The sequence below is a fragment of the Ilumatobacter nonamiensis YM16-303 genome (genome assembly GCF_000350145.1).
Classification (GTDB): Bacteria; Actinomycetota; Acidimicrobiia; order Acidimicrobiales; family Ilumatobacteraceae; genus Ilumatobacter_A; species Ilumatobacter_A nonamiensis.
The window spans coordinates 1-21,699 of record NZ_BAOL01000036.1 but is presented as its reverse complement, the minus strand read 5'-3'; the positions used below and the strand labels follow the sequence as shown (position 1 = coordinate 21,699).

The following is a 21,699-nucleotide window of genomic DNA, read 5'->3' as shown; positions in this document are numbered from 1 at the left end:
GTGCCATCCGGTGTCTGACACCGGATGGCACGCTCAGCGGTAGCGGGGCTGGGTCATCATGAGTTCGCTCTCCTCACGATGGATCACCTCGTCGTAGCCGATCTGGCGGAACATGTCGGCGAGATTGTCGTATGAGCCGTAGTCGGCTTCGAACTTGCTGACGAAAGCCTCGTCCTCCCACTGCGGGTTCTCCTCCACGAGGTGCGCGTACTCGTGCGCGGCGTGATCCTCGAAGTCGGCGTTCAGGCGGTAGCTCCACTTCGGGTTGACGACGAACATCATCCACGACAGCTGGTAGTACGCGACCGCGAGCACCTGTGGGATCACCCGATTCCGCAGCCAGTGACGGCGCTTCTGACTCGTCAGCTCCTCCAGGATCAGCAGGTGCCACTGCTCGTTGTCCTGCTCGAATCGGGCGACCATCGCTCGGTCGTACACCCGCCGCGCGAAGTCGGGCCGCTTCGACGTATGGGTCATCGCGATGTACGCGACGCTCTCCCACGCCATGTACGGCACGCGGGCGACGACCTCGATGACGCGGAACTTCTCCAGCGTCCGCGTCTTGCCGTACACCAGGTCCATCGTGGCGAAGAGCAGTTTCGCGCTGCGCGAGTAGTCCCGTCGCGGCTGGACGAGTTGCCGCTGCTGCTCGGCCACGAGCTGGTCGTGGTCGAGTTTCTTCATCGGACCGAACGGCTCTCGTTCTCCGAGAGCCTCACCGACGGGACCAACTGCATTCGTCATGAGGACGATCATGGCCGATCTGCGCTTTCTCTGCCACCGCGACACAGGGTTTTCACGCCGACGTGCTGCTCAGGAGTCGCAGGCGGCGAGCAACTCGTCGAGCAGCGCGGTGGACGTGGCCGTCACCGGGCGCCGACGCTCACCGGGGTGCAGCGTGACCAGGTCACGACCCAGCGCGTCGGATGCGACCCCACCCGCCTCTTCCAGGATCAGCACCGCGGCCAGGTAGTCCCACACCCCGATCATCCCCTCGTCGAAGTCGACCGTCCCGTCGAACCCGTGAGGTGACGCGACGGACGCGATGTCGAGCGCGGTCGATCCCGTGCTCCGGAACTGTGCGGGCCGGAACGATTCGGGGGGCCTGGCATTCACCGCGATGACGGCGTCGGCCAGCGTCCGGTCCGCACCCACGTCGATGCTGCGGCCGTCCCGCGTCGCCCCGGCGCCGCGCACGGCACTGAATCGAGTCCCGGTGCGGAGGTTGGTCACCATCGCGACTTCGGGCACGCCGTCGATCACGAGGCACAGCGCGGTTGCGCACCACGGCAGTCCGAGCGCGGCGTTGGTCGAACCATCGAGTGGGTCGACGATCACGATCGCGTCCGGTCGCACGGCACTCGAGGGGCCGGTGATTCCGCTCTCCTCCGACAGCACCGAGTACCCCGCGCCGTGCAAGGAGTCGAGACACATGTGGTCGATCCGGACGTCGACCGCGTACTGCGTCTCGCGGTCACCTGACATCGTCCAGTCGTCGTTGTCGGCGAGGAGTTGCGCGGCGCGATCGCAGATCGACCCGAACACGTCCAGCACCCGCCCGGGCTCCACGGATGCAACGTTCGGACGGTCCACGTCCCGGGACGGTAGTGTCCGCTCCGATGGCAGTCATCGACGTAGCGGGATTTGTCGCCGACGTGAAGAGTCAGGCGATCGATCACGGTTTCCACGTCCACGACGAACGGCATTTCGTCGAGACGTATTCACTTCGCCAACTCTGGGAGGTCGACCTCCACCCGGAGGAGGCATGCTCCGGGCCGATCGACCTGCATCTGTCGCTCGATGTCGACCCGCGCGCGATGCTCGGTTTCGAAGACGAGGTGATCCGTCTCGAGGAACTGGACGACGGCCCACCGACGGGATTCACGTTCACCATCCTGTTCACGTGGACCCTTCCGCCGTTGCCGGAGCCGCCCGACCTGCTCGTCCTCGCCACCGATCTCGCGGGGATCGGCGGCATCGATCTTCCGGTCGAGGTCTCGGCCATCGACTCGTTCCCGAGCGTCACCGACGCCCCGGAGCGCAGCTTGTCGATCGTGGCCAAGATGACGGTCGACCTCGCCGACGTCTATCTCACCAACGACGACGCGATCGGCGTGGCGCTCGAACGCTGCAAACACGTCAGTCTGTACCTGCTCGATCGAGCGCCGGCGTGGCTCGACGATCTGTGACCCTCCCCACCACTCAACCCACCACGACCCCGGAGATCCCATCCATGCGAGTTCACGAACTGATCGACATCCTCAACGACCAGCCCCGGGACGCCGAGGTGGAGCTCGCGATCATCGCCCCGGTCGACGGCGAGAGCGACGACATCACCGTCGACCGCTACTTCGTCGATGGCGTGCTCCCCTGGCAGGACTCCGAGGACGACGACGGAGCGGAGATCGAGGACGGCGAGTTGTCGATCTGGCTGGTCGGCGGCGAGGAGGGGGACGTGAACGCATTCCTCGACGCCATCGAACAACCCGACACCTGACCTCGTCCGAACCCGGGGTGGTAGCTCAGTTGGTGAGAGCAGGCGACTCATAATCGCTCGGTCGCGGGTTCGAGCCCCGCCCGCCCCACGCAACAGCCCCATACACCAGCGCACGTCCTCACCCGCCGAAAACGACGAAGACCCACCGCGTGGACGGTGGGTCTTCGAGCTCCGGGAGCAGGGCTCGAACCTGCGACCCATTGATTAACAGTCAATTGCTCTGCCAGCTGAGCTATCCCGGAATGGCAAGCCTGGACGCTATCTGGGACGCCATCGCCATCACACGTCGAAATCCGGAAACGTCGGTCGCTCGACGGACTCCGCCCGGCGTCGAGATCAGAGAATGGCGAGGAAGGCGTTGCTGGGGATGACGTTGGCGCCGACGGCCTTGACGTCGTCGACGATCTCGCGGTCGTTCGTGACGACGATGACTGCGGTGTCGGCCGGCAGGTGATCGACCTCGGAGCGGATCACGTCGTCGGCGGTCGTACCGGCAGGCGAGTACACGACTCGGATCGATCGCCGTTTCTTCGCGTGTGCACCGGGCACGGAATCACCGTCGAAGACCACCGTGACCGTGGCGTCGTGTCGACGGGCGAGGTTCTCGCATCGACTCACCAACATGTCACGCTGCTGCTCCAGCGACCGGTCCGGCCACGCCAGCTTCGCAACGTTGTAGCCATCGACGAGAACCGGGGCGTGTTGGGTCACGAGGTGCTGGGCGGCTGCGGCCGAGGTTGCGATCAACCCGCCGGGTACCGGCAGCGTCGGACGCCGCGGCGACCGGGTATCGGCGCGCTCCGGGCGCGTGGCCACGAGCAACTCGACCCGTTCGGCGAACTCGCGTGACGCATCGAGCACCGCGGCGAGCTGGCGCTCGGCGCGGATCAGCGCCTCCGCCGACGACGACTCATCCGGATCCGGCTCGGTCGCGGAGGGCACCGGAGGTGGCTGCTGCGCCATGATCTCCGCTCGTTCGACGGCTGCTGCCTCCCGGTCCCGCGCATGACGGGCCTCGTTGCGAGTGTCGATCAGCTCGGAGCGCACCTCGTCCAGGGCCTCGGCCGCCTTCGTGAGATCCGCCCGGAGTTCATCCAACTGAGCAGCCTGCTCGGCAATGGTCTCGTCGCGCTGCATCACATCGACCTGCACCCGGGCGGCCGCCTGTTCCGCCGCCACGCGCCGCTTCTCCGAGCGCTTCAGATCGCGCCGCAGGTCGGCGGTCTGTTCCTGATCATCCCGCTCCGCGATGACCTGGGCGGCCCGCCCCTCCCAGCCGTCGCGACCGGCGAGCCACAGGCGTCCGACCTCGTCGATGAGATCGGGATCTGCGTCGGCAACGGTCGAGATCGTCGACCGGAAGTCGGGATCGGCTTCGATCGCTCGACGAATTCGGCCCAGTGAGGAGGTCGCAAGTCGGGACTTGCTCAGGAACGGCTTCAGCTCCTTCGGAAACGCCAGCGATGCGCGGCGCTTCTGCGACTCGGCTGCGATCAACACGGCGAACTCGAGCGCCGACCGTAGGTCGCGATGCTCGATGGTGGCCATGTGCCGAACCTACCCGGTGGATTCTCCCCTCATTCCTTGACACGGGTACATCTGTTCGTGTTCACTCTCTCGGATGCGAGTGCGGGACGTTTCGTCGATCGAACAGCAACGTTCGTTCGATGAGCTCGGAACCCCACTCAACGACGTCACGTTCTGTGTGCTCGACCTCGAGACGACCGGCGGCAACCGGAACGACGACATGATCACCGAGGTCGGAGTCGTGAAGGTTCGCGGCGGCGAATGTCTCGGCACCTTCCAGACACTGGTGAATCCCGGACGGGCCATCCCACCGCAGATCTCGATCCTCACCGGGCTGACCGACGCACTGGTCGCGCCGGCGCCGAGGATCGAGGCGGTGCTTCCCTCACTCCTGAGCTTTCTCGGCGATTCGGTGCTCGTCGCACACAACGCAGGTTTCGACGTCGGGTTCGTCCGGGCCGCACTTGCTCGCGCCGAGCGACCTGCGTGGAACGGCACGATCGTCGACACCGTGCACCTGGCCCGACGCCTCGTGCGTGACGAGGTGCCGAACTGCAAGCTCTCGACCCTGGCGTCGCGCCTGCGGCTCGATCACCAACCCAGCCACCGCGCCCTCGACGACGCGCTCGCCACCACCGACCTCCTGCATCTGCTCATCGAACGCGCTTCGGGCTTGGGCGTGCTCGGTCTCGACGACCTCGTCGCGCTCGGCAAGATCGGCGGTCACCCGATGGCGCCGAAGCTGAAGCTGACCGCCGGTCTGCCGCGAACGCCCGGCGTCTACATGTTTCGCGGGCATGGCGACGCGGTGCTCTACGTCGGCAAGGCGACCAATCTCCGTCAACGTGTCCGGAGCTACTTCGGCAGCGACGATCGACGCAAGATCGGTCCGATGCTCCGAGAGACCACGTCGGTCACCCACGTCGAACTCCCCGATCCACTCACCGCGGAGATCGTGGAGACGCGATACATCGGTCAGCTCCTCCCGCGCTACAACCGTCGTGGCACACGCGCCTCGAAGTACTGCTACGTCCGACTCGACACCGAGACCGCCTGGCCCCGCCTGTCGATCGTCAAGAACCCTGGCAAGTCCGGCGAGCACATCGGCCCGCTCCCGTCACGGACGATGGCGACGCTGGTGGTCGACGCGCTCCAGACCGCCCTCCCTCTCCGACGCTGCACCCAGCGGCTCGGACGCAACTACGTGGCCCCGTCGGACGCTCCCGTGTGCAGCGCAGCACAGCTCGGTGTGGCCCATTGCCCCTGCTCGGGCACGGCCGACGCCGACGACTACGCCGCCGCGGTTGCGCTCGCGACGCAGGCCATCGCCGGTGATCCGTCGTTCGTCGTCGGTCGGCTGCGCGACCGAATGGCCAAACTCGCCGGACAACAGCGCTTCGAGGAGGCTGCGATGATCCGCGATCGGCTCTCGGCACTGCTCGGCGCGATCCGCCGCACGCTGCTCTTCGATGCGCTCGCCACGGCAGGACGCGCCGAGGTCACCGACGGGGTCACGACCTGGATCATCGCTGCGGGTGCGCTCGTCGACACCCGGACGCCGACCACACTCACGTCTGCGCTGCCCCTCGGGCCGCTCGCGAACATCGAACCGGGACGTCCCAGTCCGCGCGAACACGCCGACGAGGCGCTGTGCCTCGCGAAGTTCTTCGACAAGCACAGCCACCGACTGAGCGTCACCTGCGACGGAGCGTGGAGTTTCCCGATCGCATCGAGCGAGCACATCCCACCGCTCGAACGCGCCGCCTGACCTCGTTCTCAGAGGATGTGGACACCGGCGGTGTCGATCGACAGCACTTTGGTGTGCCCGCCGGTCGGGAGTGCCTCGGCGACCGCATCGGCCACCGACGAGTCGGCGAGCATCCCCACGGTTGGACCGCTGCCGCTCAGCCAGGCGCACCACGCTCCGGCGTCCACGCCCGCTCGGATCGCGTCGGCGGCGCCGGGAACAAGCGGGAGTCGGACGTCCTGGTGCAGTCGATCGTCGGTGGCCCCGACGAGCAGCGCCGGATCGTCATGGGCGAACGCCAGCGCGAGCTGCGTCGCTCGCCCGATGTTGTGGACCGCATCGGCTCGAGCGATCTCCGGGCCGAGCGCACGACGCGAACGGTTCGTCGACGTGGTGACGTCGGGGATCCAGGCCACGAAGGACGCGGCGGCGAGCGTCGGACCCATCACGAACGGCACGGCCCGACCCTCGACGTACGCGACGACACCCCCGAGCAACGACGCCGCCGCGTTGTCACCGTGACCCTCGAGTTCGGCGGCGACCGCGAGGATGTCGTCCGCCCGATCCTCGAAGGTGCCTCCCGCCTGAGCGACGGCGAGCGCTGCGGCGCCGACGCGGATCGCACCACTGAAACCCAGACCTCGCGCCATCGGGATCGCGCACCGCATCCAGATCGAACCGGTGCCGCCCAGTCGCTCGAACGCCGCGCGACCGGACCGGTCCTCATCCAACTGCTGGGCGCCGTCGGGCGCCCGACCGGTTCCCAGATCGGCGTACAGGCCCACCGCCATCGCGAGCACGTCGAACCCGGCTCCGAGGTTCGCCGACGACGCCGGGACCCGGACGGCGACGTCACTCACCTGTTGCTCATTCCGACCCGTGGAGCTGCGACACACGCACGAACTCTGCGAGTGTGCGCTCGGCCCGGCCGTCGTCGATGGCCTCGCCGGCCAGCGCGATGCCCGCTTCGAGGTCTTCGGCGCCACCGGCCACCGCCAGCGCGGCGCCCGCGTTCAGCACGACCACGTCTCGATGTGGTCCGGCATCGCCCGCGAGCACCCGTTGGAAAGCTTCGGCGTTCTCTGCCGGCTCGCCGCCGCGCAGGTCGTCCGCCGTCGCTGGAGCGAGACCGAGATCGGTCGGATCGAGAAGGAACTCGGTGATCCGCCCGTCGATCAGCGACCACACGTTGGACACGCCCGTCGTGGTGAGTTCGTCGAGTCCGGCACCGTGCACGACCCACGCCCGGGTCACGCCCTGCTGCTCCAACGCGCCGAGCATCGCCAGCGCGTACGCCGGGTCGGCGACCCCGATCAATTGGTTGCGGACCCGGCCGGGGTTGGCCATCGGACCGACCATGTTGAACGCCGTGGCGACTCCCATCTCACGGCGCGGCGCACCAGCGAACCGGAAGGCCGGATGAAAGGCCGGTGCGAAACAGAATCCGATCCCGGATTGACGCATACACGCAGCGACCCCGTCCGGGCTCTGCTCCACCGCAACGCCGAGCATCTCCAGCACATCGGCCGCTCCGGTCTTCGACGACGCCGAGCGGTTGCCGTGTTTGCACACAGGAGTTCCCGCGGCGGCGATCACGACGGAGGCAATGGTCGACACGTTGATCGAGTTCGATCCGTCGCCACCCGTTCCGACGATGTCCACGGCAGCCGCACGTTCTTCGTCGGTCAGCGGGACGATCGTCGCTTCGCTCATCGCCGCGGACAGCAGCCCGTACAACTCGTCGCTCGATTCGCCCTTGGCACGCAGTGCGACGAGAAAGCCGGCGATCTGTGCCGGGGTGGCATCACCGATCAGGATCTCGGACAACGCAGCGCCGGTCGCATCGGACGGCAGGTCGTGTCCCGAGATGAGCGTGGAGATGACACCGGGCCATCCGCCGAACGGCGTGAGCGCAGACATGGACGGCGAGACTAGGCGGCTTGCGCCGCGGATCCGTGGTCGCTTGTGGACCGAGACGGTGCGGTCAGTCCTTGCGACGACGCTGCCGGATGATCCGCCGACGGTCACGCTCGGTGGCCCCGCCCCACACTCCGGCCTTCTCGCGTGATGTCAAGGCGTAGTCGAGACAGGTGCTCTGCACGGAACACGACGCACACACGCTCTTCGCTGCTTCGGCTTCCGCGTCGTCATCCGGGTAGAAGATCGCCGCATCGAGTCCGCGGCAGGCCCCGAGATCCCACCACTTCGATACGTCGGGACTGATCTGATGAATGGACACGTTCGCGACCCCCTGGCCATGTTCGGGTGAGAACTTTCGCCTGTCCTCACGTCGCCGAATCTAGATCAGGCCAGCTCAGAGTGCCAGGAAAAAGTTCTCCGGGGCTTTCGCGGGCCTCACGGCTCGTCGTGGATGCCGTACGCGCGGGCGATCACCTGGAGCGGATGCGACACCTGGCGCCCGGTCTGTTCGGTGATCGCGACGTTCGACAGGTGGCAGCCTCCGGCGACCACCTCGCCGCCGGCCGCGTCGATCTTCTCGCCCAATCGCTGCGCCATCTCGAGCGCGACCGCGTCGTTGCTCGCCCGATAGGCCCACATCGACTCGGTGCCGGAACTCTGTTGGATCAGTGTGACGCGTGCACCGGTCAGTTTCATCAGATCGCGACCCTGGTAGCCGATGTTCTGCGCCCGGAGGTGCCCGGGCGCCTGGTAGGTGACGGTTTTGGGAACGTCGCCGTCGAATTCGGTGTCGAGCACGTAGTCGTTCGCACCGTGGAGTGACATCAGGTACTGGGCTGCGTCGAACGTGCGCGATGCGACCAGCTCGGCCTCGTCACCCGGCACGTAGCGGGGATACTCGTGCTTGAGGATGTAGCCACAGGTCGGCTGTGGAACGACGACATCGGTCCCTTGGTCTACTTCTCGGGCGAGGACTGCCACGTTCGCCTTCGCGACCTTGCGGAACCGCTTGAGGTCACCCGCGTGGAGCAGAGCCGCCCCGCAGCACGCCGCCTCCGAGCGGCCGCACTCGACGCCGTTGCGCTCGTACACCTTGACGAGATCCCGACCGATGTTCGGCTCCTGGTACTCCACCAGGCACGTCGGGTACACCGTGACGGCCGCTTGCCGATTCCGCAGCTTGATCCGCGGACGGGCGGAGAACCACGCCGAGAACCGCTGTCGGGCGTACGGCGCCAGCAGCCGCGACGACGAGATCCCCGAGATCGCTGCGGAGAGCTTGCGTGCCAACGATCGTGGCCGAGCGGCAATCACATGGTTCGCGACATCGGGCAGGATCGATGCCAGCGTGCCGATGCGATCCGCAGATCCCAGCATTCGTGCCGTCGACCGCTCACGCGCAGTTCCATGGTCGTTCTCGAACCGCATCGCCCGGGCTCGCAGTGCGAGGCGGGGGAAGTCGACGTCGAGGTCGTGCAATTCCGGTGTGAACGGACAATCGACCGCACACAGCTTGCACTGAAAGCACTGATCGACGACATGGTCCTGCTGCGCCGGTGTCATCAGGCCGGCGTCGTGCCCGTCGATACCCGCCAACATCTCGAACAACGTCGGAAACGTGGTGCACAACGAGACACATCGACGGCACTCGTGGCAGATGTCGAAGACGCGGGCCATCTCCTCGCGGACCGCCGCCTCGTCGGTGTAGAGCGGATCTCGTGGATCGTAGGTCGTCGTCATCTGGTCGGTTCCCGATCGGGCAACCTGCTGAGACTATCGGCGGCCGAACGAGCACGCGGCGCGGTCATCCCGTGACTCCGATTGCCCGCTGCTCGCTCGACGTGCGACGATGACGCCGATGTCGCACGACGACTCCACGCTGGGCTCCAGCGCTGCTCGGCCCGGTCGATGGGATTTCGACGCGCTCCGCGCCGGAGCGACCATCTGTCTCATCCTGGCGATTCCGTTCTCCGTTCTCGGCCTGGTCGTCGATGGGGTCAACCTGCTGGCGTACTTCGGTGCCGTCGCCGGATTCATCATCGGTTCCGGGAGCGCCGCCTGGGCCCAGCAGCGCGGCACGCCGCTCACCCACGGACTCGTCACGGCGATCGGAACCTACGTCGTGGCGCAGGCGGTCTTCGTCGTGGTGCGGTTGATCACCGATCGTGACGTGAACTGGTTCGGCATCGTCTTCACCCTGTCGCTCGTGTCGTTCGCCGGGCTGGTCGGCGGGTACCTCGGGAGCCGTCTCCAAGCCAAGGGATTCGTCCCGAGTTCGCGCCGATCGACCCAGGAGTCCGGATGACCTCCCGCTTCCTCGTCCTCGACATCGGGACGACCGGCCTGCGTGCCGCGATCGTCGACGACCGCCTCCGGATCGAGCATCTCGAGTACCGCGAGAACCCGCCGTCGACCCCGTTCGAGGGGCTGGTCGAGTTCGACGCAGTCCACTTGGCGGAACTCACCCTCGAGGCGGCTCGAGCGGCGCTGGATCGCGCTCCGGGGCCCGTCGCCGCCATCGGGATCACCACCCAACGTGCGAGCACGGTGGTGTGGGACCGCACCACCGGAGCCCCGGTCGGACCCGGCATCGGTTGGCAGGACCTGCGCACGATCACCGAGTGCATCGTCGCGAAAGCCGAGCACGACTGGACGATCGCGCCGAATCAGTCGATCACCAAGCTCGCCTGGCTCCTGCAGAACACACCCGATCTGGACGGGCGCGATCTGTGTTTCGGGACGATCGACAGTTGGATCGCATGGACCCTGACGGCTGGCGAAATCCACGTGAGCGACGGCACCAACATGTCCACCACGACGACCGGGATGCGGGTCGCCGATGGCTCGACGTGGGCACCGGACCGCCTCGACCATTTCGGAATCGACCCGGCGCTCCTCCCCACGGTCGTCGACTCCGCCGGAGTCGTCGGGCACGCGACCGAACTTCCCGGTGGCCCACCGATCGCTGCACTGTGCGGTGATCAGCAAGCCTCGCTCATCGGACAGGCGTGCATTCGTCCCGGCCTCGCCAAGCTGACGTTGGGGACCGGCGGCATGCTCGACCTGGTCACCGGAACCACTCCCCCAACCGAGATCCGTCGCAACGATGCGGGAACGTACGCGCTGCCGACCTGGCAACTCGATGGTGATCTCACGTGGGGCGCGGAAGGGATCATGCTGTCGGCCGGCACGAACGTCGAATGGCTCCGCGACGATCTGAGTCTCATCGCGACCAGCGCCGACAGCCACGACGTAGCGCAGCGATGCGCGAGTTCCGACGGGGTCGTGTACGTCCCCGCACTCCTCGGTCTCGGCACGCCGCGATGGGACTACGGGGCTCGCGGCACGTTGCTGGGCATCACCCGCGGGACGGAGCGCCCGCACATCGTGCGTGCGGTGCTGGAGGGCGTCGCCCACCGGTGCGCCGACCTGGTGGAGGCGGCGACTGCTGACACGGGCGTCGAGATCGACACGATCCGGCTGGACGGCGGCATGTCGCCGAACCCCACGTTGGTCCAGGCGCTCGCCGATGCAACCGGGACCGACATCGAGGTCTCGCCGACGACCGAGGCCACCACACGCGGTGCAGCGTTCCTCGCCGGGCTCGGGATCGGGGCATTCAGCAGGCTGGGTGACGTTGCCGAGCTGTGGGATCCGGCCACCTCCGTCCAGCCCGATCCGAGTTTCGACCGAGCTGCGAGTCGGTCCCGGTGGCACGACGCACTCGAGCGCGCCGGCGAGTGGTATCCCGACCTGTCGGCGCTCGACTTCTGATCACGAGCGGACGAATCCGGTGTTGAGGGTGGTCCGCGCCCTAGAATCGCTCCGGTGCCTTCCCGGCGGGAAGGCTGCACTCGCATGACCCGAAAGGACCCATCCCCCGTGGATCTCGAAATCCCTGAGCCCGCAGCCGACACGTCGATGTCGCGGCGCGGCCTCGTCGCCCGTGCAGGAGCGGCGGGACTCGCCGGTCTCGCTGCCGCATTCGTTGTCGACCGCAGCGCGCTCGTCTCGGCCGCGGGGCCCGACGACCGCCCAGGTGTCCCCACCGCTTCCGACCAGGAATTGCTCGGCCAGGTCATCGGCCTGGAACTCGCGGCGAGCCAGCTCTACGAGGCGGCGCTCGAGAACGCCACCGCTGATGTGGAACTCGCGATCGGAGTGTTGGCGAACAATCACCGGGCCTACGCCCAGGCCATCGCCGGTGCAACCGGGATCTCGGCCGGTGCGGCCGACGAGACCATCGTCGAGGACAATCTCGCGGCGTTCACCGGCTCGGCCGACGAATTCTTCGAGGCCGCTCACTCGCTCGAGCAGACCGCCGTCGCCACCCACACGTCGCTGATCGAGCAGTACGAGAGTTCACATGCCATCTCGTTGACCGCCTCGATCGCCGTGGTCGAGGCTCGGCACGCGACCGTGCTCGCCGAATACAGCGGCATCGACGATCTCGACGTGCTTTTCAGCAACGATGCGAGCCCACTGCAACTGTCCGGAGACGACGCCTGATGCCCTTCGAACTGAACTCCACGACCTCTCGTCGCAATGTGCTGAAGATCGGCGGGCTCTCGGTGTCCCTCGCGGCACTCGCCGCCGCGTGCGGTGAGGACCGCGGTGGAAGCGAGGACGCAGGCCGCGTCGGGAACGCGCCGGTTCCGACGGCGCTCCCCGACTACCCGACCGACGAGGCCGTGCTGCTCCGCACCGCGTCCTCGCTCGAGCAGACCGGCGTCACCATCTACGAGACCCTTCTCGGCATGGACGGCGTGTTGCCGGACGATGTCGTCCCGATCGCGGAACGTCTCGTCGAGAACCACCAGGCGATTGCCGACCAGATGGACGAGCTCACCGAGCAGGCCGGCGGCGAAGTGTGGACGTGTGCGAACCCGTGGCTGATGGAACGCCTCGTCACGCCGACCTTCGAGCTGATCCAGTCCAACATCGTCGGCGTCGTGCTGGAAGACACGTCGATGGTGCAGGTGCTGGCCGAAGAAGCCACGATCGCTCCCGTGATCACGACCGCGCAGGGCGACATCACGTTGATCAGCCCGACCGACGACCTGCAGGTGGGTGACGAGCTCGAGTTCGAACGTCTCGACGGCGCCGCGACCGAGGACGTGATGGCCTTCATCGAGGCGTTCGAGAGCCTCGCTGCCGCGTCGCACCAGGAACTCGTCTCGGCCACCTCGATGCTCGAAGCCCGCACGGCCCATCTCGAAGCAGCCGAGTTGGAGGCCCGACAGTCGAGCGTGCTCGCCGTCGCGCTGTACGGCGAGGACGGCTACATGTCGCCTGCGCTGGTGGGAGAGGACGTGCCTCCGACCGAGCGCGGTCAGATCCGTCACTTCGCGGTCGAAACGCAGTTCGGGCAGACCGCACAGATCGAGATCAAGGCCGGCCCGGGCGATCTCAACAACGTGCGCCGGAGCGTGATCCTGCAGACGCCCGCCGCCAACAGCCTCGTGTACAACGAGCTGTCCTGCGACGCCTGACGCTCCGCTCGCTCGAGGGCGTAGGCTCGCTGTCGCAATGGTGAGGTGACCGGGTGGCCGCGGCTCGTCTTCGGACGGGTCGAGGAAAGTCGGGGCTCCATCGGGCAAGGTGCTGGCGAGAGCCAGGTCGGGGCGACCTGACGGACGTGCAACAGAGAGAGACAGCCGATGGGCATGCTGGACATGCCACAGGTGATGGTGAAACGGTGCGGTAAGAGCGCACCAGCGGCGTCGGCGACGACGTCGGCTCGGTAAACCCCACCCGGAGCAAGGTCGAGCAGGAAGATGGGCGGCCCGTCCGTTTCTTCCGGGTAGACCGCACAGATGGATGGCCACCGGGGCAGCGATTCGCTGTCCTACAGAACCCCGCTTACAGGCCACCTCACCATTGCATCCCAGCACCGAGCGGTTCGCGAGAACTTCGGCTCACGGAGAACCCGCGATCTACGAAACATCGACGGGGAAGGTCTCGTTGAAGGCGGAGAGGACGGGACGGCGGCCGCGGATCTCGATACGGCAGATGCTGGCGTGATCGAGGTGACAGTTCCACGAGATGCCGATGTCCGTGCCGAGGGCCCACCCCACAGCGGACTTCATCGGGGAGACGTGGCTGACGACCACGATGTTCTGACGTGAGGCTCGCTCGACGAGATCGTCACACGCGGCGCGCACGCGCTCGTCGAGCGTCGACAGTGCCTCGCCGTCTTCGGGGACGTAGCTGAAGTCGTTGCGCCACATCTGCCACACCTCCGACGGAATGTCGGCGTGGGGAACCCCTTCGTACTTTCCGTACGACAACTCGATCCACCGCTCATCGGTCTCGACCGGCAGCCCGAGCGCCGTTGCCGTCTGCTGCGCCCGCTTCAGGGGGCTGGAGATCACGACGTCGATCCCCCCGTCGGTCTGCGCCAGGTGCTTCGCTGCGGCCTGTGCCTGACGCTCGCCGAACTCGTCGAGATCCTGGTTCAGACGTCCCTGGAGCAACCCCGCCTCGTTCGCAGCAGTCCGCCCGTGTCGCAACAAGATCAGCACCACGCTGAGTGTGTCACAACATCGAATCGCGAAACGGTTTCACCCGAAGCGTGCCGGCACCCCGGTCAGCCGGCCGTCGTCGAGAAAGCGCCGCCGGCGAGCCCGGTCACCGAGCCCGTTCGAGCGCCACAGCCACACGCAGATCGCGAGCCCGACCGCTTCGAGCGCCACGCTGAGCACCAACCCGCGATCGACGATCGGAATCCCGTCGTCGGAGAACGCCACACCGGTGAATGGCCACCAGAACGTGTCGGTGTCGTTCCACGCCGCGTCGAAGACGAGGTGGAGGAACATCCCGATCGGCAGACCGAGGAGCGTACGGCGCACCCCGCTCCCCCTGGCGGTGAAGATCATGACTCCTGCCAGCAACGCGATGCTCAGCGTGATGCTGTGCAACGCCCGCGACCCGCCGAACATGACGTCGACGCCAGGAAGGACGGAGCCGACGATCAACAGCCGGTTGTCGAAATTCGGATCACGGAACACGAACCCGACGGTGACGATCGCCGTCCCGATGAACCAGAAGAACACCTGAACCCTCAGACGACGAGAATGCGACCGCAGTTCGGGCATTCGGCAACGCCGGTCGCTCCGGCCGCTTCGTCCTTGACGTCGTCGACCTCTGCCGCGGACAGATCGAGGTGGCAGCCCTCGCATCGGTGGCCGACCAACTGGGCCACGGCAACGCCCGACGAGGCGCGCACCCGGTCGTACCGGGCGAGCATCGACTCATCGAACTCGGTCCGCCGTTCGACACGTTGAGCGGCGAGTTCGGCGAGTTCGGCGTCGATCTCCGAGGTCGCCCGCTGCAGCGCTTCGTCGGCAGCGCCGACATCATCCCGCAACGTCGACTCCGACCGGAGGTGTTCGGTGAGACGGTCGTCGATCTCGGACTGTTCCTCGAGCGCTTCGAGTTCCCGTGTGTCCAGCGCATCGGTCTGTTCGTCGAGCGTGCCGATCTCGTGCATCAGAGCCTCCGCTTCGCGCGGAGCGATGACGGTCTTCATCTGCGCTTCGAGCCGGACCTTGTGCGCCGCCACCTCGGCGGCATCGCTCTCCGCCTGCTCGATCACGCTGGTCAACTCGTCCATCCGCGCGCGCATCGACGAACGCAGCCGCTCCCATTCGGTCAGGGACTCCGATGCGATCGACAAGTGCTCGCGTTCGGGCAGCCGCTCGCGCCGATGGGTCAGCTGATCGGCCTCGGTGTCGATCCGCTGGAGTTCCAACAGTCGACCACCGGCCGTCGACGGATGCGTCTCGTCGGTGTCCGGTTCGTCCGCGGCGTCCGTCATCGCTCGCATCTTGTCATGCGCGGAGCGGTAGCGCTCACTCGCCGGTCCGACGTCGTCCGGGTCAGCAGGGCGACACGCTCTGGCCGAGGGGCACCGACGGCAGCGGATGGTTCGGATCCAAGATGTCGGGCGGGATCGTCGTTCCGAGTTGGGACTTGGCGGTGATCACGACGACCGGTGTCGTCTGGACCGGCGCCGGCTCGTCGTCATCAGGCGCAGGTTCTTCCGGTCCATCGGGCTCCGGAGCCGGTGGCTCCGGTGCCGCTGCGACAGGCCGGTACCCACGGATTCCGGATGGTGTGGCTGCCGGATCGGCGGCGGGAGGAGCTTCGCCCTCCGCCGGCTCCGCCGCGGGAATCACGTCTCCGCCGGTGGTACCGACCACCGACACGGTGCACTCGTTGCCCGGCAGCACCAGACGGGCGTTGGGCCGCTCGGGCGGCGCCGGAGCCTCCCAATCCTCGTTTGCGGTACCGAAGTGCGCCGCGTCCATGAAGTTCTTCCAGATCCGCGCCGGGTAGGTGCCGCCCTGGATCTTGCTGAACTCGAAGCCGTCGATCCCGATCATCTCCGTGTACGCATCGGGGTCGCCGACCCAGACCGCCGTGGCGAGATCGGTCGTACCACCGGCGAACCAGGCGTTCGTGTTGTCCTGCTGCGTTCCCGTCTTGCCGAACGCGGGACGACCGTCGGCCAGCGGAGCCTCGCTGCGACCGGTGCCGTAGGTGATCGTTCCCTTCAGGATGTCGACCGTCTCGAGCGCTGCCCCGCGATCGAGCACCTCGGTCCCGGCATCCAGGTGCTCGTGGATCCGTTCACCGGCGGCGTTGTCGATGTACTCGACGTAGTACGGCTCCATGTGAACGCCACCGTTCGACAGCGTCTGGATTCCCGACGCCATGTCGAGCGGCGTCATTTCGTTGGCGCCCGTCGCGTAGGAGGCGTACGGCAGGACCGGCGTGCGTTCCGACTCCGGCTGGCCCTGATACAGGTACGGCGACTTCGCCATGTTGTAGGTGGTGTCGACGACGCGGTTCAGTCCCACGATCTGGGAGAGCCGGGCGAAACCGCAGTTGACCGAGCGAGCGGTGATGTCTCGGAGACTTCCGACGAATCCGGACACACCACCGTTGATCTCGAAGATCGGATCATCGGGGTTTCCGGTCGGAAGACGACACCCCACGCGTCCGTCGATCTCGTCGCCGCCCTGCGCGCCCGCTTGAATCGCCGCCGCCAGGATGAAGAACTTGATGCTCGAGCCGGTCTGACGAGGGCTCAGCGCCATGTTCAACTCGCGCTCGTTGGGCTTGAAGCCGCTACCGCCGACCATCGTGCGGATCGCTCCGGTCTCCACGTCGAGCGACACCATCGCCGCGTCGAAACCTTCGTTCGTCGGTGGGAGCAGGTTCCGCGCGTTCTCGGCCGCCACCTGCATTGCCGGGTTCAAGGTCGTGTGGATCCTCAAGCCACCCCGGAACAACTGGTTGTAGCGCTCCTCGTAGGTTTCGCCGAGGATCTCGGACCGGTTGAGCAGGTAGTCACGCAACGCCTCGGTGTAGTAGGTGCGTGAGTACTCGCGACCCGGAATCACGCGCACGCGCTCGGGAAGGACGAACTCCTCGGCCAGGATGTCGGCCTCGTCCTCGGTGATGATCTCTTCGGCGACGAGACGGTCGAGCACCTGGATCCAGCGGGCGCGGCTCCGCTCGGGCTCGTTGATCGGGTCGAAGCCCGACGGTGAGCGCACCAGTCCCGCCAGGAACACCGCTTCGAGGAAGTCGAGGTCGGCAGCGGTCTTTCCGAAGTAGGTCTCGGCGGCGGCCTGGATGCCGTAGGCATTGTTTCCGAAGAAGACGGTGTTGAGGTACCGCTCCATGATCTCTTCTTTGGTCTTCTCCTTCTCCAGCCGCCTCGCGTATTGGATCTGGAGCAGTTTGTAGCGCCCGTCGCGTTCGAGTCCGGCGAGGAAGTCGTTCTTGGCGACCTGCATGGTGATCGTCGATGCACCCTGTTCGGGAGCGTCGGATGCGAAGTTCGACAGCGTGGCGCGGAAGAGGCTGCGGACGTTCACTCCGTCATGGGAGAAGAACTCCTTGTCCTCGACGATCAGGAACGCCTGGAGCACGTTGTCGGAGATGTCGGCGTAGTCGATCGGCTGCGAGTTCTCGAGTTCGTAGACCGCGATCTCGTTGCCGTCGGCGTCGTACACGTAGGTGCGTTGGGCCAGCGGCTCGAACTCCGGCAGGACGATCGGCTCCTCGGAGTGGGCGTTCGCGATCGTCCAGACCCGAGGCGCGACCGCGACCACGATCGCGACGAGCAGGAGCGCGCCGGCTGCGATCACGAGCAGCAATCGGGGGATCCAGGCAAGACGTTGCACAGTGGCCCCGACGCTAGTCCTGGCGCTCGGCGATTCGGCGTCATGCGTCAGGGTTCACAGTGCTGCGCGGCTAGGTTCGAACGTCATGAATCCCCAGGTCAACCCGTTTCCGAAGCGCCCGTTCCGGTTCGGGGTGCAGCTCAAGACGGCAGCAGACGGGAACGGCTGGCACGAGCAGGCTCGGCGCATCGAGGGCCACGGCTACGACGTCGCGACCATGCCCGACCACTTCGACGACCAGTTCGCCCCCGTTCCCGGGCTCCAGGCGGTGCTGAGCGCGACGACGACGCTCCGGGCCTGCGCTCTGGTGTTCGACAACGACTACCGCCATCCGCTCGTCCTGGCCAAGGAATTGGCGACGATGGACGTGCTGTCGGGCGGCCGCCTCGAGATCGGCCTCGGTGCCGGGTGGATGGTCGCCGACTACGAACAGGCCGGAATGACCTACGACCGGGCCGGCGTGCGCGTCGACCGTTTCGTGGAAGGTCTGGCCGTGATCAAGGGCCTCATGGGCGCCGAGCCGTTCACCTACGAGGGCGACCACTACACGATTCAGGGCCACGACGGATTTCCGAAGCCGCTGCAGACGCCCCATCCGCCGGTGATCATCGGCGGTGGCGGGAAGCGCGTCCTCGGGATCGCCGCTCGCGAGGCCGACATCGTCGGCGTCAACGCCACCCTCGACGCCGGGGTGATCGGTCCCGAAGCAATCGCCACGATGACCCGCGAGGCGGTCGTCGACAAGCTCGCGATCCTCGCGAGCGCAGCCGACGCCGCCGGACGGATCGACGAGATCGAGCTGAACATCCGGACGTTCTTCGTCAGCGTGACCGACGATCGTGCCGGCCGGGTTGCCGCGATGGCAGAGTTGATCGGCGTCCAACCGCAGATGATCGACGAGTCGCCGTACGCCCTGATCGGATCCGTCGACCAGATCGCCGACGACCTGGTCGCTCGCCGCGAGGAGTACGGATTCAGCTACGTGATCGTCGGCGGCGACGAAGCCGATGCGTTCGCCCCCGTCGTCGCCAAGCTCGCCGACACCTGAGCACCTGCGCGTCGGTGCCGGCGACCAACGCGCCGTCAGTCGAAGCGGTAGTCCTTGGGGAGCACGGCGATGCCCTCGTCGCTGATCGTGTACCGCTCGCGATCCTGCTCGGGCTCCAGGCCGATCCGTGTCCATTCGGGAAGATTCACGTTCTTGTCGATGATGCACCGGTGGAGGCGCGCTCCCGGTCCGACGCGCACCCCGGGGAAGATGATCGAGTCGGTGACGTGCGCGTCGTGATCGACGAAGGTGCCCGGCCCGATGATCGAGCGTTCGACGTGCGCGCCGCTCAGGATCGAGCCCTGACACAGCAAGCTGTCGTCGACGAACGGCGGCTCTCCCCCACTCCCGCGTGACACCTTGGCCGGCGGGAGCGCCTTGCGTGACGTGAACACCGGCCAGCGTTCGTTGTAGAGGTTGAACACCGGGACGGCCGCGATCAGGTCCATGTTCGCGTGGTAGAACGCGTCGAGCGTCCCCACGTCGCGCCAGTATCCCCGCTCACGGTCGTCCTGGCCCGGAACGGTGTTCTTCGAGAAGTCGTAGACGCGGGCGTCGCCCGCCGACGTGAGCGCCGGGATCACATCGCCGCCCAGATCGGTGAACTGGTTCGGACCCGGCGTGACGATGTCGATCAGTGTCGCGGTGTTGAAGACGTAGTTCCCCATGCTGGCGAGGCAGCGGGTGTCGTCGCCGGGCATGGTGGGCGGATCGTCGACCTTCTCGTGGAAGGCGATGATCCGACCGTCGTCGGCGGCTTCGATCACACCGAACTCCCGCGCATCACGCTTCGGGACCGGAATCGCGGCGACGGTGACGCCGGCGTCGTTGTCCATGTGCTCGGCGACCATCTGGCGCGGGTCCATCCGGTAGATGTGGTCCGCACCGAAGACGCAGACGATGTCGGGGCGTTCGTCGTAGATCAGGTTGAGGTTCTGGTAGATCGCGTCGGCCGACCCCTGGAACCAGTGTGGCCCGCGTCGCATCTGGGCGGGGACCGGCGTGACGTAGTCGTCGAGCATGGCCGAGAACCGCCAGGTCTGGGTGATGTGACGGTCGAGGCTGTGGCTCTTGTACTGCGTGAGCACGACGATCTTGCGGTATCCGGCGTTCGCGAAGTTCGACAGCGCGAAGTCGATCATCCGGTAGGTCCCGGCGAACGGCACGGCGGGCTTCGCCCGGTCGCTGGTCAGCGGCTGCAGGCGCTTGCCCTCACCGCCGGCGAGGACGATCACGAGTACGTTCGGGTCGACATCCATTTCGATCACCGTACCGCTCGATCGAACGGCAGAACTGAACGCCGTGTGTCGCGAGCGTTACGACCGTTGTTCGGCGGCGATGAGATCGGCGTAGAGCGCGGCGTACGTCTGCGCGGGCTGACTCCACGACCAGTCGATCGACATGATCCGTTTCTGGAGCGTCGTGCGATCGCGGGCGGTGCGCAGGCGGCGCGCGGCCCGGAACATCGCCGCGAGCAGATGCTCCGGCGTTGCTTCGGCAGCGACGAAACCGACCCCACCACGCTGTCGGTCGACGTCGGGCACCGTGTCGACCAGGCCGCCGACGGCGGTCACCACGGGAGGCGTCCCGTACCGCATCGCCTGCATCTGCGTCAGTCCGCACGGTTCGAATCGGCTCGGCATCAGGAACAGATCGGCGCCGGCGAACATCAGGTGCGACAGTGCCTCGTCGTAACCCTCGACGAACGCGAAGGACTCCGGATGCTGCGCTGCCAGCCGGTGAAGATCGGCGGCGAGCGCCGCGTCTCCGGATCCGAGCACGCCGAGTCGCAGCGGGATCTGGTCGAGTAGAGGAATCAGCGGGACGAGGAGGTCGATCCCCTTCTGGTCGGTGAGCCGGGTCACCACCGTCGCGAGCGGAATCCGGTCGGCGTCGAAACCGAGACGTTCGACCAGCGCTCCCCGGCACGTCGCCTTGCCCTCCAGCGACGACGCAGTGAAGTTCGCAGGGATCAGTGGGTCGCTCGACGGATCCCACACGTCGGTGTCGATCCCGTTGAGGATCCCGAGCAGCACGTCGTGGCGGTCGCGGAGCAAGCCGTCGAGCCCGAAGCCGTCCTCCGGTGTCTGGATCTCCTCGGCGTAGTGCGGAGACACGGCCACGATCCGGTCGGCCAGCGCGATCGCACCCGACAGGGGATTCGTTCCGCCCCACCACTCGAAGTGCGACGCATGGGCACCGATCCGTTCGAGCCACGAGTCGTCGGCAACGCCCTGATAGGCGAGATTGTGGATCGACACGATGGTCGGTGGTGCATCGGGTCCGAGCGCGGCGAGCGCCGATCCGGTGTGCCAGTCGTTGAGGTGGACGAGGTCGGGTCGCTCACGCTCGATCAGCGCCGCGAGCGCTCGACTGAATCGGAAGAACCGCTCGCTGTTGTCCTCCCATCCCGAACCGTCCGCCTGCAGGTACGGGTGCGGGCGAGCGATCCCGGGCACCGAGACCAACGTCAACATGCCGACTTCGGCGTGGCGCCCGCGCCGGACCGTCGCCGTGCCGACCCAGTCCGGCACGTCCAGTTCGAAGGTCACCTCGTCGACGAGTGCCACGTTCCCGTAGTCGGGCATCACCAGGTCGACGTCGATCCCGCCGCGACGCAGCTCGCGCCCGAGCCCCGCAGCCGCCGCCGCGAGTCCCCCGACGGTCGCGACCGGAGACAGCTCGGCCGTTGCGAAGATCACACGCACGCCCCCATCATGCCCGCCCCGGTCGTTCTCGTGAACAGTTCGCGCACGGAGCG

The 21,699-nt window shown here is 66.9% G+C and carries 21 protein-coding genes, 2 tRNA genes and 1 other RNA gene; 10 read left to right on the top strand and 14 right to left on the bottom strand.

Annotated features, from left to right (window positions below; translation table 11 throughout):
- Positions 1–33 precede the first annotated feature (33 nt).
- Both ON45_RS04805 and ON45_RS04800 read right to left on the bottom strand, forming a co-directional pair.
- Positions 34–744 (bottom strand): alternative oxidase, encoded by a 711-nt coding sequence (locus tag ON45_RS04805; RefSeq protein ID WP_158412193.1) that lies wholly within the window; start codon positions 742–744, stop codon positions 34–36.
- Positions 745–813: 69 nt separating this feature from the next.
- A complete protein-coding gene (locus tag ON45_RS04800) occupies positions 814–1,593 on the bottom strand; it encodes an inositol monophosphatase family protein (RefSeq protein ID WP_148288529.1) in 780 nt (259 codons plus the stop codon).
- Between the two features lie 26 nt (positions 1,594–1,619).
- Here ON45_RS04800 and ON45_RS04795 point away from each other — a divergent pair, with 26 nt between their 5' ends.
- From ON45_RS04795 to ON45_RS04785, 3 genes are all read left to right on the top strand, one after another.
- Entirely contained in the window at positions 1,620–2,189 is a 570-nt protein-coding gene (locus ON45_RS04795) for a hypothetical protein (protein WP_040492397.1), read from the top strand.
- A gap of 44 nt (positions 2,190–2,233) precedes the next feature.
- Positions 2,234–2,497 carry a hypothetical protein gene (locus ON45_RS22950; RefSeq protein ID WP_040492389.1) on the top strand — a complete coding sequence of 88 codons (264 nt, stop codon included), beginning with the start codon at positions 2,234–2,236 and terminating at the stop codon, positions 2,495–2,497.
- 14 nt (positions 2,498–2,511) lie between these two features.
- Positions 2,512–2,585: transfer RNA gene (locus tag ON45_RS04785), tRNA-Ile, on the top strand.
- Between the two features lie 81 nt (positions 2,586–2,666).
- Here ON45_RS04785 and ON45_RS04780 read toward each other — a convergent pair.
- Positions 2,667–2,739 (bottom strand) — tRNA-Asn (locus tag ON45_RS04780).
- 94 nt (positions 2,740–2,833) lie between these two features.
- Positions 2,834–4,045 carry an NYN domain-containing protein gene (locus ON45_RS21055; RefSeq protein WP_051062475.1) on the bottom strand — a complete coding sequence of 404 codons (1,212 nt, stop codon included), beginning with the start codon at positions 4,043–4,045 and terminating at the stop codon, positions 2,834–2,836.
- 73 nt (positions 4,046–4,118) lie between these two features.
- Between ON45_RS21055 and ON45_RS04770 the strand changes: the two genes are divergently transcribed.
- A complete protein-coding gene (locus ON45_RS04770) occupies positions 4,119–5,792 on the top strand; it encodes a DEDD exonuclease domain-containing protein (protein WP_051062473.1) in 1,674 nt (557 codons plus the stop codon).
- Between the two features lie 8 nt (positions 5,793–5,800).
- On the opposite strand, the gene ON45_RS04765 is transcribed toward ON45_RS04770, so the two are convergent.
- The 4 genes from ON45_RS04765 to ON45_RS04750 form a co-directional block, all read right to left on the bottom strand.
- Complete coding sequence (locus tag ON45_RS04765) at positions 5,801–6,631, bottom strand: homoserine kinase (RefSeq protein ID WP_051062471.1); 831 nt, start codon at positions 6,629–6,631, stop codon at positions 5,801–5,803.
- 7 nt (positions 6,632–6,638) lie between these two features.
- Positions 6,639–7,691, bottom strand: coding sequence for an anthranilate phosphoribosyltransferase (gene trpD / locus ON45_RS04760; RefSeq protein ID WP_040492388.1), 1,053 nt, complete (start codon positions 7,689–7,691; stop codon positions 6,639–6,641).
- 64 nt (positions 7,692–7,755) lie between these two features.
- Positions 7,756–8,010: a WhiB family transcriptional regulator gene (locus tag ON45_RS04755; protein WP_051062469.1), complete on the bottom strand. Its 255-nt coding sequence runs from the start codon at positions 8,008–8,010 to the stop codon at positions 7,756–7,758.
- Positions 8,011–8,126: 116 nt separating this feature from the next.
- Positions 8,127–9,431 (bottom strand): heterodisulfide reductase-related iron-sulfur binding cluster, encoded by a 1,305-nt coding sequence (locus ON45_RS04750; protein ID WP_040492387.1) that lies wholly within the window; start codon positions 9,429–9,431, stop codon positions 8,127–8,129.
- Between the two features lie 118 nt (positions 9,432–9,549).
- Here ON45_RS04750 and ON45_RS04745 point away from each other — a divergent pair, with 118 nt between their 5' ends.
- The 5 genes from ON45_RS04745 (at position 9,550) to rnpB (ending at position 13,572) form a co-directional block, all read left to right on the top strand.
- Positions 9,550–9,996 (top strand): hypothetical protein, encoded by a 447-nt coding sequence (locus ON45_RS04745; protein ID WP_148288528.1) that lies wholly within the window; start codon positions 9,550–9,552, stop codon positions 9,994–9,996.
- Positions 9,993–11,465 carry an FGGY family carbohydrate kinase gene (locus ON45_RS04740; protein WP_040492385.1) on the top strand — a complete coding sequence of 491 codons (1,473 nt, stop codon included), beginning with the start codon at positions 9,993–9,995 and terminating at the stop codon, positions 11,463–11,465. The genes ON45_RS04745 and ON45_RS04740 overlap by 4 nt, the downstream gene beginning before the upstream one ends.
- An 84-nt stretch (positions 11,466–11,549) precedes the next feature.
- Positions 11,550–12,200 carry a ferritin-like domain-containing protein gene (locus tag ON45_RS04735; RefSeq protein WP_083914345.1) on the top strand — a complete coding sequence of 217 codons (651 nt, stop codon included), beginning with the start codon at positions 11,550–11,552 and terminating at the stop codon, positions 12,198–12,200.
- Positions 12,200–13,183: a hypothetical protein gene (locus ON45_RS04730; RefSeq protein ID WP_040492383.1), complete on the top strand. Its 984-nt coding sequence runs from the start codon at positions 12,200–12,202 to the stop codon at positions 13,181–13,183. Before ON45_RS04735 ends, ON45_RS04730 begins: the two co-directional genes overlap by 1 nt.
- A gap of 41 nt (positions 13,184–13,224) precedes the next feature.
- Positions 13,225–13,572, top strand: an RNA gene (gene rnpB, locus ON45_RS21060) — RNase P RNA component class A.
- 55 nt (positions 13,573–13,627) lie between these two features.
- On the opposite strand, the gene ON45_RS04725 is transcribed toward rnpB, so the two are convergent.
- The 4 genes from ON45_RS04725 to ON45_RS04710 all read right to left on the bottom strand — a co-directional run bounded on the left by ON45_RS04725 (position 13,628) and on the right by ON45_RS04710 (position 17,890).
- Complete coding sequence (locus ON45_RS04725) at positions 13,628–14,215, bottom strand: histidine phosphatase family protein (RefSeq protein WP_158412191.1); 588 nt, start codon at positions 14,213–14,215, stop codon at positions 13,628–13,630.
- A 39-nt stretch (positions 14,216–14,254) separates the two neighbouring features.
- Complete coding sequence (locus ON45_RS04720; protein ID WP_040492382.1) at positions 14,255–14,746, bottom strand: hypothetical protein; 492 nt, start codon at positions 14,744–14,746, stop codon at positions 14,255–14,257.
- Positions 14,747–14,754: 8 nt separating this feature from the next.
- Positions 14,755–15,510: a zinc ribbon domain-containing protein gene (locus ON45_RS04715; RefSeq protein ID WP_148288527.1), complete on the bottom strand. Its 756-nt coding sequence runs from the start codon at positions 15,508–15,510 to the stop codon at positions 14,755–14,757.
- A gap of 61 nt (positions 15,511–15,571) precedes the next feature.
- The gene (locus ON45_RS04710; RefSeq protein ID WP_083914339.1) at positions 15,572–17,890 is read right to left on the bottom strand and encodes a transglycosylase domain-containing protein; all 2,319 of its coding nucleotides are present in this window, start codon (positions 17,888–17,890) and stop codon (positions 15,572–15,574) included.
- Between the two features lie 85 nt (positions 17,891–17,975).
- Here ON45_RS04710 and ON45_RS04705 point away from each other — a divergent pair, with 85 nt between their 5' ends.
- Positions 17,976–18,938 (top strand): TIGR03621 family F420-dependent LLM class oxidoreductase, encoded by a 963-nt coding sequence (locus ON45_RS04705; RefSeq protein ID WP_040492379.1) that lies wholly within the window; start codon positions 17,976–17,978, stop codon positions 18,936–18,938.
- 35 nt (positions 18,939–18,973) lie between these two features.
- Here the strand turns inward: ON45_RS04705 and glgC are convergent, their stop codons facing one another.
- Together glgC and ON45_RS04695 are read right to left on the bottom strand one after the other, a co-directional pair.
- Complete coding sequence (gene glgC, locus ON45_RS04700) at positions 18,974–20,197, bottom strand: glucose-1-phosphate adenylyltransferase (RefSeq protein ID WP_040492378.1); 1,224 nt, start codon at positions 20,195–20,197, stop codon at positions 18,974–18,976.
- 57 nt (positions 20,198–20,254) lie between these two features.
- The gene (locus ON45_RS04695; RefSeq protein ID WP_040492377.1) at positions 20,255–21,646 is read right to left on the bottom strand and encodes a glycogen synthase; all 1,392 of its coding nucleotides are present in this window, start codon (positions 21,644–21,646) and stop codon (positions 20,255–20,257) included.
- Positions 21,647–21,699: the final 53 nt, after the last annotated feature.

Excerpts from the sequence above, each read along its gene's own strand:
- ON45_RS04805 (WP_158412193.1), bottom strand. The coding sequence starts at position 744 with ATGACGAATGCAGTTGGTCCCGTCGGTGAGGCTCTCGGAGAACGAGAG.
- ON45_RS04795 (WP_040492397.1), top strand. The coding sequence starts at position 1,620 with ATGGCAGTCATCGACGTAGCGGGATTTGTCGCCGACGTGAAGAGTCAG.
- ON45_RS22950 (WP_040492389.1), top strand. The coding sequence starts at position 2,234 with ATGCGAGTTCACGAACTGATCGACATCCTCAACGACCAGCCCCGGGAC.
- ON45_RS21055 (WP_051062475.1), bottom strand. The coding sequence starts at position 4,045 with ATGGCCACCATCGAGCATCGCGACCTACGGTCGGCGCTCGAGTTCGCC.
- ON45_RS04770 (WP_051062473.1), top strand. The coding sequence starts at position 4,119 with ATGCGAGTGCGGGACGTTTCGTCGATCGAACAGCAACGTTCGTTCGAT.
- trpD (WP_040492388.1), bottom strand. The coding sequence starts at position 7,691 with ATGTCTGCGCTCACGCCGTTCGGCGGATGGCCCGGTGTCATCTCCACG.
- ON45_RS04750 (WP_040492387.1), bottom strand. The coding sequence starts at position 9,431 with ATGACGACGACCTACGATCCACGAGATCCGCTCTACACCGACGAGGCG.
- ON45_RS04745 (WP_148288528.1), top strand. The coding sequence starts at position 9,550 with ATGTCGCACGACGACTCCACGCTGGGCTCCAGCGCTGCTCGGCCCGGT.
- ON45_RS04740 (WP_040492385.1), top strand. The coding sequence starts at position 9,993 with ATGACCTCCCGCTTCCTCGTCCTCGACATCGGGACGACCGGCCTGCGT.
- ON45_RS04735 (WP_083914345.1), top strand. The coding sequence starts at position 11,550 with ATGACCCGAAAGGACCCATCCCCCGTGGATCTCGAAATCCCTGAGCCC.
- ON45_RS04730 (WP_040492383.1), top strand. The coding sequence starts at position 12,200 with ATGCCCTTCGAACTGAACTCCACGACCTCTCGTCGCAATGTGCTGAAG.
- ON45_RS04715 (WP_148288527.1), bottom strand. The coding sequence starts at position 15,510 with ATGACGGACGCCGCGGACGAACCGGACACCGACGAGACGCATCCGTCG.
- ON45_RS04705 (WP_040492379.1), top strand. The coding sequence starts at position 17,976 with ATGAATCCCCAGGTCAACCCGTTTCCGAAGCGCCCGTTCCGGTTCGGG.
- glgC (WP_040492378.1), bottom strand. The coding sequence starts at position 20,197 with ATGGATGTCGACCCGAACGTACTCGTGATCGTCCTCGCCGGCGGTGAG.